14 protein-coding genes are annotated in these 14,701 nt (G+C 66.4%); 7 read left to right on the plus strand and 7 right to left on the minus strand.

Features of this window, described 5'->3' with window-relative positions:
- Positions 1–78: 78 nt before the first annotated feature.
- Complete coding sequence (gene rpsA, locus EL337_RS15930) at positions 79–1,524, minus strand: 30S ribosomal protein S1 (RefSeq protein WP_048631239.1); 1,446 nt, start codon at positions 1,522–1,524, stop codon at positions 79–81.
- A gap of 152 nt (positions 1,525–1,676) precedes the next feature.
- On the opposite strand from rpsA, the gene EL337_RS15935 reads away from it, so the two are divergent.
- Positions 1,677–2,852, plus strand: coding sequence for a PrsW family intramembrane metalloprotease (locus tag EL337_RS15935; protein WP_048631240.1), 1,176 nt, complete (start codon positions 1,677–1,679; stop codon positions 2,850–2,852).
- Positions 2,853–2,892: 40 nt separating this feature from the next.
- Positions 2,893–3,537 (plus strand): trimeric intracellular cation channel family protein, encoded by a 645-nt coding sequence (locus EL337_RS15940; protein ID WP_048631241.1) that lies wholly within the window; start codon positions 2,893–2,895, stop codon positions 3,535–3,537.
- On the opposite strand, the gene EL337_RS15945 is transcribed toward EL337_RS15940, so the two are convergent.
- The 3 genes from EL337_RS15945 to EL337_RS15955 are packed head-to-tail and all read right to left on the minus strand — an operon-like array spanning position 3,522 to position 8,018.
- Positions 3,522–4,328 (minus strand): acyl-CoA thioesterase, encoded by an 807-nt coding sequence (locus EL337_RS15945; RefSeq protein ID WP_048631242.1) that lies wholly within the window; start codon positions 4,326–4,328, stop codon positions 3,522–3,524. The genes EL337_RS15940 and EL337_RS15945 overlap by 16 nt on opposite strands.
- A 14-nt stretch (positions 4,329–4,342) precedes the next feature.
- A complete protein-coding gene (gene polA, locus EL337_RS15950) occupies positions 4,343–7,084 on the minus strand; it encodes a DNA polymerase I (protein WP_048631243.1) in 2,742 nt (913 codons plus the stop codon).
- Between the two features lie 40 nt (positions 7,085–7,124).
- Complete coding sequence (locus tag EL337_RS15955) at positions 7,125–8,018, minus strand: LysR family transcriptional regulator (protein ID WP_048631244.1); 894 nt, start codon at positions 8,016–8,018, stop codon at positions 7,125–7,127.
- 84 nt (positions 8,019–8,102) lie between these two features.
- Between EL337_RS15955 and EL337_RS15960 the strand changes: the two genes are divergently transcribed.
- From EL337_RS15960 to EL337_RS15980, 5 genes are all read left to right on the plus strand, one after another.
- The gene (locus tag EL337_RS15960) at positions 8,103–9,245 is read left to right on the plus strand and encodes an FAD-dependent monooxygenase (protein ID WP_048631245.1); all 1,143 of its coding nucleotides are present in this window, start codon (positions 8,103–8,105) and stop codon (positions 9,243–9,245) included.
- Positions 9,242–9,928: an alpha/beta fold hydrolase gene (locus tag EL337_RS15965; RefSeq protein ID WP_048631246.1), complete on the plus strand. Its 687-nt coding sequence runs from the start codon at positions 9,242–9,244 to the stop codon at positions 9,926–9,928. The genes EL337_RS15960 and EL337_RS15965 overlap by 4 nt, the downstream gene beginning before the upstream one ends.
- A 92-nt stretch (positions 9,929–10,020) precedes the next feature.
- Positions 10,021–10,458 (plus strand): Zn-ribbon domain-containing OB-fold protein, encoded by a 438-nt coding sequence (locus EL337_RS15970; protein WP_126316594.1) that lies wholly within the window; start codon positions 10,021–10,023, stop codon positions 10,456–10,458.
- On the plus strand, positions 10,455–11,654 hold the full coding sequence (locus tag EL337_RS15975) for a lipid-transfer protein (RefSeq protein WP_126316596.1): 1,200 nt from the start codon (positions 10,455–10,457) through the stop codon (positions 11,652–11,654). Before EL337_RS15970 ends, EL337_RS15975 begins: the two co-directional genes overlap by 4 nt.
- Before the next feature lie 83 nt (positions 11,655–11,737).
- Positions 11,738–12,514, plus strand: a complete 777-nt coding sequence (locus tag EL337_RS15980) for an SDR family NAD(P)-dependent oxidoreductase (RefSeq protein WP_048633718.1) — start codon at positions 11,738–11,740, stop codon at positions 12,512–12,514.
- A 13-nt stretch (positions 12,515–12,527) separates the two neighbouring features.
- On the opposite strand, the gene EL337_RS15985 is transcribed toward EL337_RS15980, so the two are convergent.
- From EL337_RS15985 to EL337_RS15995, 3 genes are all read right to left on the minus strand, one after another.
- Positions 12,528–13,457 carry an EAL domain-containing protein gene (locus EL337_RS15985; protein WP_126316598.1) on the minus strand — a complete coding sequence of 310 codons (930 nt, stop codon included), beginning with the start codon at positions 13,455–13,457 and terminating at the stop codon, positions 12,528–12,530.
- Between the two features lie 11 nt (positions 13,458–13,468).
- Entirely contained in the window at positions 13,469–13,819 is a 351-nt protein-coding gene (locus EL337_RS15990) for a GAF domain-containing protein (protein ID WP_126316600.1), read from the minus strand.
- A 257-nt stretch (positions 13,820–14,076) separates the two neighbouring features.
- The gene (locus tag EL337_RS15995; protein WP_048633715.1) at positions 14,077–14,664 is read right to left on the minus strand and encodes a TetR-like C-terminal domain-containing protein; all 588 of its coding nucleotides are present in this window, start codon (positions 14,662–14,664) and stop codon (positions 14,077–14,079) included.
- Between the last annotated feature and the right edge of the window lie 37 nt (positions 14,665–14,701).

The following is a 14,701-nucleotide window of genomic DNA, read 5'->3' on the forward strand; positions in this document are numbered from 1 at the left end:
AGTGTGTCAGGAGGGCTGTGGCTACGACGACGACGGCCCCGGCTCGTGATGAGCCGGGGCCGTCGATCGTGTAGCGAATTAGGCGTTGCCTGCGAGCTTCTCACGCAGAGCAGCGAGCTGGGCATCGCTGGCCAGGGAGCCACCGCTGGACGGCTCCTCCGAGCGGGACGACGAAGCGCTGCTGGCCGGCTTGGCAGCCTCGGCAGCCTCGGCAGCGGCGAACTTCTCCATCTGTGCAGTGTGCATCTTGTGGCGGCGCTCGGCCTCGGCGTACCGCGCCTCCCACTCGTCACGCTGCTTCTCGAAGCCTTCGAGCCACTCGTTGGTGTCGGCGTCGAAGCCCTCGGGGAAGATGTAGTTGCCCGCATCGTCGTAGCTGTCGGCCATGCCGTACTTCCAGGCCTCGAACTCGTCGGAGTAGTCCTCGTTGGCCTGCTTGAGGCTCAGCGAGATCCGGCGACGCTCCAGGTCGATGTCGATGACCTTGACCATCGCGTCGTCGCCGACCTGGACCACCTGGTCCGGAACCTCGACGTGACGCTCGGACAGCTCGGAGATGTGCACCAGACCCTCGATGCCCTCTTCGACGCGGACGAATGCACCGAACGGCACCAGCTTGGTGACCTTGCCCGGAACGATCTGACCGATCGCGTGGGTACGGGCGAAGTGACGCCACGGGTCTTCCTGAGTTGCCTTGAGCGACAACGACACCCGCTCGCGATCCATGTCGACGTCGAGTACCTCGACGGTGACCTCGTCGCCGACCTGGACGACCTCGGACGGATGGTCGATGTGCTTCCACGACAGCTCGGAGACGTGAACCAGGCCGTCGACACCGCCGAGATCGACGAACGCGCCGAAGTTGACGATGGAGGACACGACACCCTTGCGGATGGCGCCCTTGGTGAGCTGGTTCAAGAACTCACTACGAACTTCGCTTTGCGTCTGCTCCAGCCATGCGCGGCGCGACAGCACCACGTTGTTGCGGTTCTTGTCGAGCTCGATGATCTTGGCCTCGATCTCCTTGCCGATGTACGGCTGAAGATCGCGGACGCGACGCATCTCGACCAGCGACGCGGGCAGGAAGCCGCGCAGGCCGATGTCGAGGATCAGGCCGCCCTTGACGACCTCGATGACGGTGCCCTTGACGGCCTCGTCCTTCTCCTTGAGCTCCTCGATGGTGCCCCAGGCCCGCTCGTACTGAGCGCGCTTCTTGGACAGGATGAGGCGGCCTTCTTTGTCCTCTTTGGTGAGAACGAGAGCTTCGACCTCGTCGCCGACGGACACAACCTCATTGGGGTCGACGTCGTGCTTGATGGAGAGCTCGCGGGAAGGGATGACACCTTCGGTCTTGTAGCCGATGTCGAGCAAGACTTCATCGCGATCGACCTTGACGATGGTCCCTTCGACGATGTCGCCATCGTTGAAGTATTTGATGGTCTTGTCGATGGCGGCGAGGAAATCCTCCGCGGAGCCGATGTCGTTGAGGGCTACTTGCGGAGACGTGACGGAGGGACTTGGCATGTGGTGGGTTGCTCCGGACAGGTTGAATCGTAGGGACAATGTGATGTTTCGTGGTTGCACCCGGTCGTGATGCGCACACAGGTACTTGTCAAGGCTACTCGACGGGGTCCACGCAGGACAAACCCGCTCCGATTAACCGCTACCCTGCTCCTGTGTCCTACGCCGGCGCACCCCAAGCCCCCCATCAATTCGGTGCGCCGTTCGCACGCCGCGTCCGCAAGGTCGGAGCGCCCCTCGGGGTGTTGATCGGGCTCGGCACGCTCGCCGGTCTGATCGTCATCGTCCTGACCTTGGCCAATCCGGTGGGCACCGCCGTCGGATTCGTGCTGTCGAGCGTCGCGATGGCGGTGGTGGTGCTGGCCTACCTGTGGCTCGACCGGTGGGAACCCGAACCCCCGCGGCTGCTGGTGTTCGCGTTCATCTGGGGCACCTCGGTCGCGGTGATCATCTCCGCGGTACTTCAGATCGTCCTCGACGCCTGGCTCAACCCCGCTGTCGATCCGGCCGCCACCGGCACCAGCGCGTTCACGCTCGTCCTCGGCGCACCGCTCACCGAGGAAGCCGCGAAGGGCCTGTTCCTGCTGCTGATGATGACCGGTGCGCGTCGCAGAGAGATGAACTCGCTGACCGACTGTCTGGTGTATGCGGGCCTCGTCGGAGCCGGATTCGCCTGGCTGGAGGACATCCTCTACATCGCCAACGGCGAATCGCTGTCCGAGTCGCTGTTCACCGCCGCGCTGCGGCTGGTCATGGGACCGTTCGCGCATTCTCTGTTCACCACGATGTTCGCCCTCGGTGTCTGGTACGCGCTGCACCAGCGCAGCGCGCTCGCCAAGACGGGGTGCATCCTGCTCGGGTATGCCGGCGCGGTGGTGCTGCACGCCATGTGGAACGGCTCGTCACTGCTGGGTGTCGGCGCGTACTTCGGCACCTACGTGTTCTGGATGATGCCTGTCTTCGGCCTCGCGATCGTCCTCGCCGTCCAGAGTCGGCGCCGCGAACAGCGCATCGTCGCCGAGAAACTCCCCGGCATGGTCGCCGCGGGCATCGTCACTGCCAACGAGGCGACGTGGTTGCGCTCGCTCACGACACGCAAAGCCGCGGTCGCCGAGGCCACCAGGTTCGGCGGCAAAGAGGCCGGCGAGTCGGTCAGGCGGTTCGCTCATCAGGTCATCGAGCTGGCGTTCGTCCGGGATCGCATCGATCGCGGTTTCGGCGATCCGCGGGTGACGGCCCTGCTCACCGAGGAGACCTACGCCGTGTATGCGGCCAGGGCCGCATCACCCGCGCTGCAGCGGATGGCGGGTTTCCACTCTCCCGGGGCCTGACTGCCAGTCAGGGTTCAGACTCGGCTTCTACGGTGCGGGCGTGATCCAACATCTCGTCGATTACGTGGCCATCGCCGTGCTCGCCGCTTCCGGTGCCGTGGTCGGGGTGCGGAAGGGGTTCGACCTGTTCGGCATCGCCACCCTTGCTGTGCTGACCGGTGTCGGCGGCGGGGTGCTGCGTGACCTTCTGCTGGATCTCGACCCTCCGGCATCGCTGCAGCATTGGCAGGAGATCACCATCTGTCTGGCGATGTCGCTGCTGACCACCGTGTTCACCAAAGCCGTCATCAGGCTGAACAAGCTGGTGCTGGTCCTGGACGCCGTCGGCATGTGGTTCTTCGCGACATCGGGCGCGGCCATCTCGATCGATCACGGCGCGTCGTGGTTCGCGGCTGTTGTGCTCGGAGTGCTGTCCGCCGTCGCGGGCAGCGTCATGCGCGACGTGGTCGCGCGGGAGGTGCCGCTGGTGATGGGTCCCGACGACATGTACGCCGCGCCGGCGGTGCTCGGATCGGTGATCTATGTCGCGATCGACCAGTTCGGCCCCCAGACCCTCGGGGTGGTGGCCGGGTCCCTGGTGGCCACGCTCCTGAGGCTTGCGGCCATCACCTTCCACTGGCGGTTGCCGACCGCTCCGCGGGAACTGATCAACCACGTCCGCGAGCATGCTCAATCTTTGAAATAGACCAACTGGTGTGTGGTGGCCAGCAACGCTCCGGACCTGCTCCAGATCTCCCCGGACTGGTCGAAGTAGCCGCGCGCGAACCGGTTCGCGTATGCGCGGCACAGCACGTAGTCGCCGCCCGCGGCATCGAGCTCGGCACCGTCGGCGTGGAAGTAGGTGGTCAGCGAGATGGTCCCGGCGGGCGAGGGTGCACCGCGCCGGAGGAACACGCGCGGATAGAAGATGTCGCTCATCGCGGTCAGCGACGCGAAGTCCAGACCGCGGGTCAGCCGGTCGCGCGCCCACATCGTGGTGGTCGATGACTGCTGCGGCTGCGCGCCCGGTCCCGGGATGGCGCCCTCGACGTAGCGCATCTCGTAGTTGCGTGCCCAGACGACCATGTCGGGGAGCCCGGTCGGCGTGATCGTGTCGGGTTCCGGCGCGGTCACCGGCGGGCGCTCGGTGTCCGACCAGGTGTCACGGCGATGACCGAACACAGCGGTGGCGTTCGTCCGCAGAGCGCCGTCCTGCCACAACTCCACCAGCCAGTGCTGGTTGGTGCGGTTCGTGCGGACCACCTTCACCGCGATGTCGAATGTTCCGTCGACGACGGGCGCGGCGAAGTTCACCGTGAGCGCGACGGGCTCTCCGATGCGTTCGGGATGGGTCTGGATGGCCCGCACGAGCGCGGCGGCAGTGACACCACCGAAGGGCCCGACCATGTTCGCCCACTCCGCATGGGTCTGGCCTCGTACCCAACCCGGCTCGCCTGCCTCGAGGGTGATCGCCTCGTCGAATGGGTGCACCGTCACAGAAGTCTCCTGGATCAGTGCGCCGCGGAGTCCCAGCTGCGGCCGTACCCGACCGAGACCTCCAGCTGCACATTGAGCGGGTACGCGCTGCCCATGTGCTCGCGCACCAGCTCCTCCAGCGCGTCCCGCTCCCCGTCGGCCACCTCGAACAGCAGCTCGTCGTGCACCTGGAGCAGCATGCGCGACGCCAGGCCGGCTTCTTTGATGGCCCGGTCGACGTTGATCATCGCGACCTTGATGATGTCGGCGGCACTGCCCTGGATCGGCGCGTTGAGCGCCGCCCGCTCGGCGGCCTCCCGGACGTTGCGGTTGCTGCTGTCCAGCTCCGGAAGATAGCGGCGCCTGCCGAACACCGTCGACGTGTAGCCGTCCTTGCGGGCCTGGTCGACGACGTCGCGCAGGTAGTCGCGGATACCGCCGAAGCGCGCGAAGTACTGCTCCATCTGCTCTTTGGCCTCTTCGGTGCTGATCTTCAGCTGCGCCGCGAGACCGTAGGCACTCAGACCGTAGGCCAGGCCGTAAGACATCGCCTTCACCCGGCGGCGTAGTTCTGCGGTGACCTCGTCGATCGGTACCGAGAAGGCCCGCGACGCCACGAACGAATGCAGATCCTCGCCGGTGTTGAACGCCTCGATGAGGCCCTCGTCCTGCGACAGGTGAGCCATGATCCGCATCTCGATCTGGCTGTAGTCGGCCGTCATCAACTCGGTGTAACCCTTGCCGACCACGAAGGCGTCCCGGATACGGCGGCCCGCCTCGGTGCGGATCGGGATGTTCTGCAGGTTCGGCTCGGTCGACGAGAGCCGCCCAGTGGCGGCGATGGTCTGGTTGAACGTGGTGTGGATTCGCCCGTCCGACCCGACGGCGTTGAGCAGCCCGTCGACGGTCACCTTCAGGCGGGTGGCGTCGCGATGGGCGAGCATGTGCTGCAGGAACGGGTGCCCGGTCTTGTCGAACAGCGACTGCAACGCATCCGCGTCGGTGGTGTATCCGGTCTTGGTGCGCTTGGTCTTCGGCATCTCCAACTCGTCGAAGAGCACGACCTGCAACTGCTTCGGCGACCCGAGGTTGATCTGCTTGCCGATCACGCCGTAGGCCGCTTCGGCGGCGTCACGGATCTGGTTCGCGAACTCACTCTGCAGCTGCGAGAGCATTTCCAGATCAACGGCGATGCCCGCAGTCTCGAGCTCCGCGAGCACCCGTTGCACGGGCAACTCCATACTTCCCAGAAGCGCCGACGAATCGATCCGCGCCAGTTCCTCGTCGAGCGCGTCCGCAAGATCCCTGACCGCACCGGCCCGCAGCAGCAGCGTCTGCACCGCCTGGTCGTCGACGCCGTCACTGTCGTCGAGCAGGGAAAGCTGCTGCTGCTCCGGGTTGTCCGCGCGTAACTCCCGCTTCAGGTAGCGCAGTGACAGGTCGTCGAGCGCGAAACTGCGCTGGCCGGGCCGCACCAGGTAGGCGGCCAGCGCGGTGTCGGACGTGACGCCGGCCAGGGTCCAGCCCCTGCCGAGGAGATCGTGCATGGCGAGCTTGGCTTCGTGCAGCGCCTTCGGCACATCGGGGTCGGAAAGCCACGACGACAGGGCGGCTTCGTCGGCCGGATCGAGCCGGGTGGTGTCGAGGTACCGTCCGTCGCCGTCGGGGGCCACCAACGCCACCGCGGTTGCGTCGCTGTCGAAAGCCAGGTGGTTGCCCACCACCGCCAGCCCGAACCGTCGACCGTCGGAGTGGTCGGCGAGCCAGCCTGACAGCGTGCCCGGCTCCAGCGCACCGCCGCGCACATCGAACCCCTCCTCGACCTCGGGGTCCGCCGACGCCAGGGTGTCGAACAACCGGTCACGCAGGACGCGGAACTCCAGGTCGTCGAACAGGCGGTGGATCTGGTCGCGATCCCACGGCTGCATCCGCAGCGTGTCGGGGGTCTGCGCCAACGGCACACTCTTCACCAGATCCGTCAGCTCACGGTTGAGCAGGACGCTGGACAGGTTGGCGCGCAACGCATCGCCGACCTTGCCCTTGACCTTGTCGACGTTGTCGACCAGCGACAGCAGTGAACCGTATTCGGCGATCCACTTCGTCGCCGTCTTCTCCCCTACACCGGGAATGCCGGGAAGATTGTCACTCGGGTCGCCGCGCAGGGCAGCGAAGTCCGGGTACTGCGTCGGAGTGAGCCCGTACTTCTCCAGCACCGCCTCGGGCGTGAACCGGGTGAGCTCGCTGACGCCCTTGCGGGGGTAGAGCACCGTGACGTCGTCGCTGACCAGCTGCAGCGAATCCCGGTCACCGGTGACCACGAGGACGCGGTAGCCCTCGTCCTCGGCCTGGGTGGCCAGCGTCGCGATGACGTCGTCGGCCTCGAATCCGGCCTCGGCGAGCACGGTGATGCCGAGCGCACCGAGGACTTCCTTGGTGATGTCGATCTGCCCGCGGAATTCGTCGGGGGTGGCCGACCGTCCCGCCTTGTACTCGGGGTACTTCTCCAACCGGAACGTCTGACGGGATACGTCGAACGCCGCCGCGATGTGGCTGGGCTGCTCGTCGCGCAGCAGGTTGATCAGCATCGCGGTGAAGCCGTAGACCGCGTTGGTGGTCAGGCCACCCTGGGTCTTGAAGTTCTCGGCGGGGAGTGCGTAGAAGGCCCGAAACGCCAGGGAGTTGCCGTCGAGGAGCATCAGCGTCGGCTTGTCGTCAGCGGCCGGCTTACCGGCCTTGGAAGCCGATCGAGTCTCCGATGCAGTCTTGGCTGGGCTCACGGGTTCACTCTAGGCACCCGGTGTGACAGCCGGGGCGCCGCTACCCGGGCCCGGCCGCGTCCGGCGGGATCGATCGGCGGGCGCGATCACACAGCTGCCGCGCGGCGGGGCTCGTCATGTCGCGGCGCCAGGCCCACACGAGCCTGCCCCGCAGGCCGGGCGGCAGCGTCAGCGCGTGCAGGTCGGTTGCGGCGCGCGCCATCGACTGCGGCACGATCGCCACGCCGAGGCCGTGGCGCGCCAGCTCGGCGAGCTCCATCGGGTTGGTTGCCTCGAACGCGATCCTCGGCCGCACTCCCGCTGCGGCACAAGCGCTGTCGAGCCTGGACCGCAGACCGGTTCCCACCGGCAACGAGATCAGGGAGTGGTCGCAGAGTTCTCCGAGCGACAACGCTCGCCGCCGGTCCAGGGGATGGCCGGCCGCCACGGCCGCAACCAGCGCCTCGTCGGTGATCACCGCGTAATCCAGCCCGGGCGGATGCTCGTCCACGCCGATGGACACGATCGCCGCGTCCACTCGGCCATCGGAGAGTTTGGCCAGCAGGACATCGGAGTTGTCGGTACCCAGCGTGATCTCGACCTCGGGATAGTCGGCGTGGAAGTCGGCCATCAACTGCGCGATGTCCACCGGGTGCAATGTCACGGTGCCGATGGTCACCGCACCGCGGACCAGGTCGGCGACCTCATCGACTGCCTCCTGAGCCGCGCGTACGGCGGCCAGCGCCGCCATGGCATGGGGCAGCAATGCGGCGCCGGCCTGGGTCAGACGCACGTCGCGGCTCGACCGGGTGAGCAGTTGCTGCCCTACCAGCCGTTCCAGCCGCTGGATCTGCGCGCTGACCGCGGGCTGAGCTACCCGCTCCCGCTGCGCGGCCCTGGTGAAGCTGCGTTCTTCAACGACGGCGACGAAATATTCGAGCTGACGTAGCTCCATAAGAGCTGATTATAGGTTTCAGATCTAGTTGGTATTGGACTTATACATCGATGCTCCGCAGTGTGGATGACGAGGAGGTTCGACATGACGAACAGGTCCACCATCGTGATCGCCGGCGCAGGGATCGGCGGGCTCACCGCGGCACTGGCGCTGCACCAGCGCGGCATCGAGGCGATGGTTGTCGAGCGGGCGTCCTCGCTTACCCCGCTCGGGGTGGGCATCAACCTGCTCCCCCACGCGGTACGCGAGCTCGAGGGCCTCGGCCTCGGCGCGTTGCTGTCGTCGATTTCCGTTGCACCCAGGCAGATCTCGTTCTTCGACAGCTACGGCAGGCATCTGTTCCGCGAACCTCGCGGTGTCGAGGGCGGCTACTCGCACCCGCAACGGTCGGTACACCGGGGCCGCTTGCAGGCGATGCTGATCGAGGCCGTCATCGATCGACTCGGGCCGGAGGCCATCCGGACCGGCGCAGGACTCACCGGGTTCACCGAGACCGGCGACGGCGTCGTTGTACACACCCGCGGAGGCGACCTCCGCGCAGAAATCCTGATCGGCTCAGACGGCATCAACTCCGTCGTGCGATCACACCTTCATCCCGGGCCGGATCCACTCCTGTGGTCGGGTGTGCGCATGTACCGCGGCGCCGCCCGGATGACCCCGTTCCTCGACGGCCGCACCATGGCAATCATCAAGGGTGACAACGGAACCGACCTCGTCACCTATCCCCTCGGGGGCGGGCTCGTGAACTGGGTACTGCAGGTCGGCGACGGAGTTGCCGGTCCACTGCCGGGCAACGTCGGATGGAACGAGCCCGCCGATCCGACGCACGTCGCCTCCTACGTCGCCGGTTGGGATGTGGGGTGGCTCGACGTCGCGGCGCTGCCCGGGCTCAGCGAGACGGTGTTCGAATACCCGATGGTGGACCGCGACGCCCTCCCGCACTGGGGCCGGGGCGCGGTCACCGTGCTGGGTGATGCGGCCCATCCGATGTATCCCGTCGGCGCCAACGGCGCCTCCCAGGCGATTCTCGACGCCCGCGTCCTGGCCGACGAAGTCGCCCGAGACCCCGGCACTGCGCTGCATGCCTACCAGACCCGGCGACGTCGCGACACCGCCGACGTCGTTGCCGCCAACAGGGCGATGCACACCGCGGGCACAAAGACTGCCGACGACATCGCCCGAGTCACCACCACGTACCGCACAGACACCGAAAGGAGCACATCATGACCGTCCCGACCACCTACGTGCTGATCCCCGGAATGTGCCACGGCGCATGGTGTTTCGACGATCTGGCGGCGTCGCTTCGGCAAGCCGGCCACCACGTTCTGGCGATCACGCTGACCGGCGTTGCCGAACGGTCACACCTGATGCCAGGTGCCGTCAACCTCGACACCCACATCGCCGACGTCGTCGCCGCCGTCGACAGCGACTCCGCCGCCGGCGAGAAGCTGGTGCTCGTGGGGCACAGTTACGGCGGCATGGTCATCACCGGCGTCGCCGACCGCATCCCGGATCGCATCGATTCGCTCGTGTTCGTCGACGCCGTGGTGCCCCATGACGGAGAGGCGTGCTGGGACGTCGTCAACGACGAGGAACGTCAGTGGTACGTCAAAGTCGACGGCTCCGGGTTCGGGGTTCCGCCGATGCCGTTCTTCGACCCCCGCGCCACGTCGCATCCGCTCGCGACCGTCATGCAGCCGTTGCATCTACGGGGCGACCTGGGCCGGTTCCGGCAACGCGTCTACGTCTACGCGCTGGACTGGCCCGGCGAGTCACCGCTGCGGCCGTCCTACGATCGGGTCCGCTCCGATCCGACCTGGACCACACACGAGCTCGACGGCAAGCACAATCTGATGCGCGACAACCCGGACGAACTGCTGCGGATCCTGCTGGACACGGCTCAGACGTGACCACCGCCGATCCCGCCGACGGTCGACAACGCTCCTGAAGAAAAACTGGAACACGTTTCAGTAAATGGGGCGGGACTCGGTACGCTGACCGCGTGTCAGCTTCTTCGCAGCCTGCGGTTGATGGGTGGTTCGCCACTGATGGGTCTGGTGATCCGTATCTGATCGGGGGGAAGTGTCCTCAGTGTGGGACCTATGTGTTCCCGCCGCGGGCCAACAACTGCCCCAACCCCGGCTGTGACAGCGACGAACTCGCCCAGGTGCCGCTGTCACGGCGCGGCACCCTGTGGAGCTACACCGAGAACCGCTACGCCCCACCCCCGCCGTATCCGTCCCCGGACCCGTTCGAACCGTTCGCCGTGGCAGCGGTGGAGTTGGCCGAGGAAGGCCTGATCGTGCTCGGCAAGGTCGTCGAGGGCACCCTGGCCGCCGACCTCAAGGTCGGCATGCAGATGCACCTGACCACCATGGCGCTCTATGTCGACGACGACGGCATCGAACGCATCGTGCACGCCTGGGAGATCGCCCAATGAGTCCAGAACCGGTCTACATCCTCGGTGCCGGCATGCACCCCTGGGGCAAATGGGGACGCGACTTCACCGAATACGGTGTCGTGGCCGCCCGCGCCGCCCTGGCCGAAGCCGGCCTGCACTGGCGCCAGATCCAACTCGTGGCCGGCGCGGACACCATCCGCAACGGCTACCCCGGCTTCGTCGCCGGGGCCACCTTCGCCCAGAAACTGGGCTGGAACGGCATCCCGGTCACCTCCTCCTACGCCGCGTGCGCCTCCGGCTCCCAAGCACTCCAAAGCGCCCGCGCCCAGATCCTGGCCGGCTTCTGCGACGTCGCCCTGGTCATCGGCGCCGACACCACCCCCAAAGGCTTCTTCGCCCCCGTCGGCGGCGAACGCCGCAACGACCCCGACTGGCAACGCTTCCACCTCATCGGCGCCACCAACACCGTCTACTTCGCCATGCTCGCCCGCCGGCGCATGGACCTCTACGGCGCCACCGTCGAAGACTTCGCGAACGTCAAAGTCAAAAACGCCCGCCACGGCCTCCACAACCCCAACGCCCGCTACCGCAAAGAAGCCACCACCGCCGACGTGCTGGCCTCCCCCGTCGTCAGTGACCCACTACGCCTGCTCGACATCTGCGCCACCAGCGACGGCGCCGCCGCGGTGATCGTGGCCTCCAAAGAATTCACCGAAAAACACCTCGGCTCCACCGCCGGCGTGCCCTCGGTACGCGCGATCAGCCTGCAATCACCCCAATACCCCCAACACCTACCCGAACTACCCGACATCGCCACCGACTCCACCGCCGTGGTCCCCGGCCCCGACCGCGTCTTCAAAGACCAGATCCTCGACGCCGCCTACACCGAAGCCGGCATCGGCCCCCAAGACCTCTCCCTGGCCGAGGTCTACGACCTGTCCACCGCCCTGGAACTCGACTGGTACGAACACCTCGGCCTCTGCGAACGCGGCCAAGCCGAACACCTCCTACGCTCGGGCGCCACCACCCTCGGCGGCCGCATCCCCGTCAACCCCTCCGGCGGACTCGCCAGCTTCGGCGAAGCCATCCCCGCCCAAGCCATCGCCCAAGTCTGCGAACTCACCTGGCAACTCAACAACCACGCCACCGGCCGCCAAGTCGAAGGAGCCACCGTCGGCATCACCGCCAACCAAGGCCTCTTCGGCCACGGCTCCTCAGTCATCATCGCCCGCTGACCAAGGACGAGGTGCGCCGCGGTGACGCGACGAAAACTGCTGCCCCGCATATTGTTCACGGCGCTCTGATCTAGACTCTCGCTGTGGACGTCAATGGAACCAGCGCAATTGTCACCGGCGGAGCATCGGGCATCGGTGCCGCCACCGCCCGACTCCTGGCAGCTCAAGGAGCCCGCGTCGTCGTGGCCGATCTGCAAGCAGAACGCGGGCAGGAACTCGCTCACGAGATCGGCGGGGCGTTCGTCAGTGTCGATGTCACCGACACTGCTCAGATCGAAGACGCGGTGAACACCGCCGTCGATCTCGGCCCCCTTCGCACACTCGTCAACTCGGCCGGAATCGGTTGGGCGCAAAGGACAATCGGCAAGGACGGCGAATTCGCGTCGGCACACAACCTCGACGCCTACAAGAAGGTGCTCGCGATCAACCTGGTCGGCACGTTCGACTGCATTCGTCTCGCCGCAACAGCCATGAGCCGACTCGATCCCACCGACTCCGGTGAACGGGGCGCCATTGTGAACATGACCAGTGTGGCTGCGTTCGACGGGCAGATCGGGCAGGCCGCCTACTCATCCTCCAAGGGCGGCGTCGTCGGGCTGACATTGCCTGTCGCCCGCGATCTCGCAGCGGTCGGCATTCGGGTGAACACCGTCGCCCCAGGACTCATCGATACGCCGATCTACGGTGAAGGTGAAGCCTCGGAGGCGTTCAAAGCCAAGCTGGGTGAATCGGTGCTCTTCCCGAAGCGGTTGGGCAAGCCCGAGGAACTGGCGTCGATGGTCGTCGAACTGATCACCAACTCCTACATGAACGCCGAGGTGGTCCGCGTGGACGGCGGCATCCGGATGCCGCCCAAGTAAAAAGCGGGCACGCTCAGGCCTCAACGGACACGGGCTGTCCGTGCCGGTACTTCGCGGGTCGCCCGAGAAGATAGCCCTGTCCGAGGTCGACTCCCAGCAGTCGCAATGTCTCCAGCTGTTCGGGCTCTTCGACCGACTCCGAGACGGTCACGGCGTTCAACTCTGCTGCCAGTCGCACGATGGATGTCGCGAGTGCGCGCCGCACCGGATCGGCGGCGATCCCGCACGTGAGATCACCGTCGATCTTGATGATGTCGGGTCGGAGACGCAGCAGCTGGTTGAAGCTTGCGAATCCGGCACCCGCGTCGTCGATGGCCAGGCGGATACCCGCGTCCCGCAACGGCTCCAGCGCTTCGGCCAGGTCATCGGGAAACGGCTCATGCTCGGTGATCTCGACGACGAGGGGTCGCTCAACGGACAGCAGAAGGCTTTGCACGGAGGGATTCATCGCGGTCGTCGGGCTCAGATTCGCGGCGATGAAGGTAGTCGCGGGTATGTGCTCCGCCATGACCAGGAGCCGGCGCAGGGCGGCGAGTTCCAGCGCCAGACTGCGACCGAGCCTGCGGGCGTTGTCGAACCATTGCTGCGGACTCAGATCCGCATCGGCGGGAAAGCGGCAGAGCCCCTCGAAGCCCACCGTTGCACCGGTCTTGAGATCCACGATGGGCTGAAAGACCACCTCGAGGTTGGTTTCCTTCTCCAGAAGGGCGTCCATCCGCTGATGCAACCGATCATGTTGTGCCACATCGGGAAGCAGGACGGAGGCGAGGAAACGGGCAGTCGAGTCATCGTCCGGCGAGTACGGGCTGCCGAGAAAATCGTCGAGCAACGACGACAGCTCGGTGTGTGCGCTGATCAGCCCCGAGATGAACCTGCTCGTCGACGCTATGGCCGCGATGTCGCGTTCATCGAACTTCCGCGGTTGTCTTGCCGTGATCGACAATGCGCCTATCGTCACCCCTCGGTGCAGCAGGGGGATACGACCAGTGAGTGAATCCCCAGGCGCACTCCGATGTCGCGCACCTCCGGCGTCAGGGACAGGTCGGCAGGGGCGTCGACACTGACCTGCGGGCGCCCGGTCGCCACTGCCATCCCCTGGAAGGTTCCCTCCACCGGGAGGGCGAGGCCGAGAAGTGAGTCGACAAGGCCGTACGCCGACACGACGACGAACTCGTCGTTCGGTGTGAGGATGCTGACCGCCGCGCCGTCGGCCTTCGGGGTGAACAGGCACATCTGCTCGGCGATCCTGCGCATCAACGCGCCAGGATCGATCGACGCGTTCACTGCCGCGATCAAATTCCCCATGGCTCGCTCATCGTGCTGTCTTCCCGGTCCGGAAGACTGTCGGGGACGGCACCAGGGCCACTCCACGCCACGATCCGGCTTCCTGCAGGATACGGGGGACTCCGCGCCGCAGGGGCAGACAGGCCGAAACGACAAGTGACGAAATTACGATCTGGGAGACACCCTGTGGGACGCGGGCACGGTGGCCGGACGAAACTCGTTGTGCTGCATGCCGTCGAGGCCGGCGATGTCCCAGGCGCGCCGGCGCCCCCTGTCGGTCAGGTACCGGAAGGCCAGCGCTGCGTGATCATCTCGGTCATCGCATCGACCCATGCCTGGTCGAGGGCGGCGTCATTGCGGATCAAGATCCGGAAAATCGCGCTGCCGGCGACGACCTCGGCGAGCATCGGCAGCTCGTCGTCGTCGCGGCGCCCCTGACCGAATCGGCTTTCGAAGGCGGTCAGATTGCCCGCGAGCCGGGCGATCATCATGCTGTGCAACTCCGGGTCCGCGACCGTGTCGGCGATCAGACCGGGCAGTGCGACCCGGACTTCGGGCCTGTCGAACATCGCACGCGTGGACTCGACCAGCGCCCGGATATCCTGGGCCACATCGCCGGAACCACTCGGCGCCGTGATCGTCTCGTGTGAGAGCACCGCCTCGTGGACGAGATGGACCTTGCCCGACCACCGCCGGTAGATCGCGGCCGTTGTCGTCCCGGCGCGGGCGGCGATCGCGGACAGCGACAGCGCGGAGTAACCCGTCTGCAGGATCAACTCGCGGGTGGCGGCGATGATCGCCGCGTCGATCCTGCCGTCGCGCGGCCGCCCGGGCGTCTTGCCATCGCCGCGCCGATCTGCTGTCATGTTCCTAGTCTATTTCCGATACAGCTCGTATCGTATT

This window comes from Mycolicibacterium aurum (assembly GCF_900637195.1).
Taxonomy (GTDB): Bacteria; Actinomycetota; Actinomycetes; order Mycobacteriales; family Mycobacteriaceae; genus Mycobacterium; species Mycobacterium aurum.

Excerpts from the sequence above, each read along its gene's own strand:
- EL337_RS15990 (WP_126316600.1), bottom strand. The coding sequence starts at position 13,819 with ATGGGGAATTTGATCGCGGCAGTGAACGCGTCGATCGATCCTGGCGCG.
- EL337_RS15960 (WP_048631245.1), top strand. The coding sequence starts at position 8,103 with ATGACGAACAGGTCCACCATCGTGATCGCCGGCGCAGGGATCGGCGGG.
- EL337_RS15975 (WP_126316596.1), top strand. The coding sequence starts at position 10,455 with ATGAGTCCAGAACCGGTCTACATCCTCGGTGCCGGCATGCACCCCTGG.
- rpsA (WP_048631239.1), bottom strand. The coding sequence starts at position 1,524 with ATGCCAAGTCCCTCCGTCACGTCTCCGCAAGTAGCCCTCAACGACATC.
- EL337_RS15995 (WP_048633715.1), bottom strand. The coding sequence starts at position 14,664 with ATGACAGCAGATCGGCGCGGCGATGGCAAGACGCCCGGGCGGCCGCGC.
- EL337_RS15955 (WP_048631244.1), bottom strand. The coding sequence starts at position 8,018 with ATGGAGCTACGTCAGCTCGAATATTTCGTCGCCGTCGTTGAAGAACGC.
- EL337_RS15965 (WP_048631246.1), top strand. The coding sequence starts at position 9,242 with ATGACCGTCCCGACCACCTACGTGCTGATCCCCGGAATGTGCCACGGC.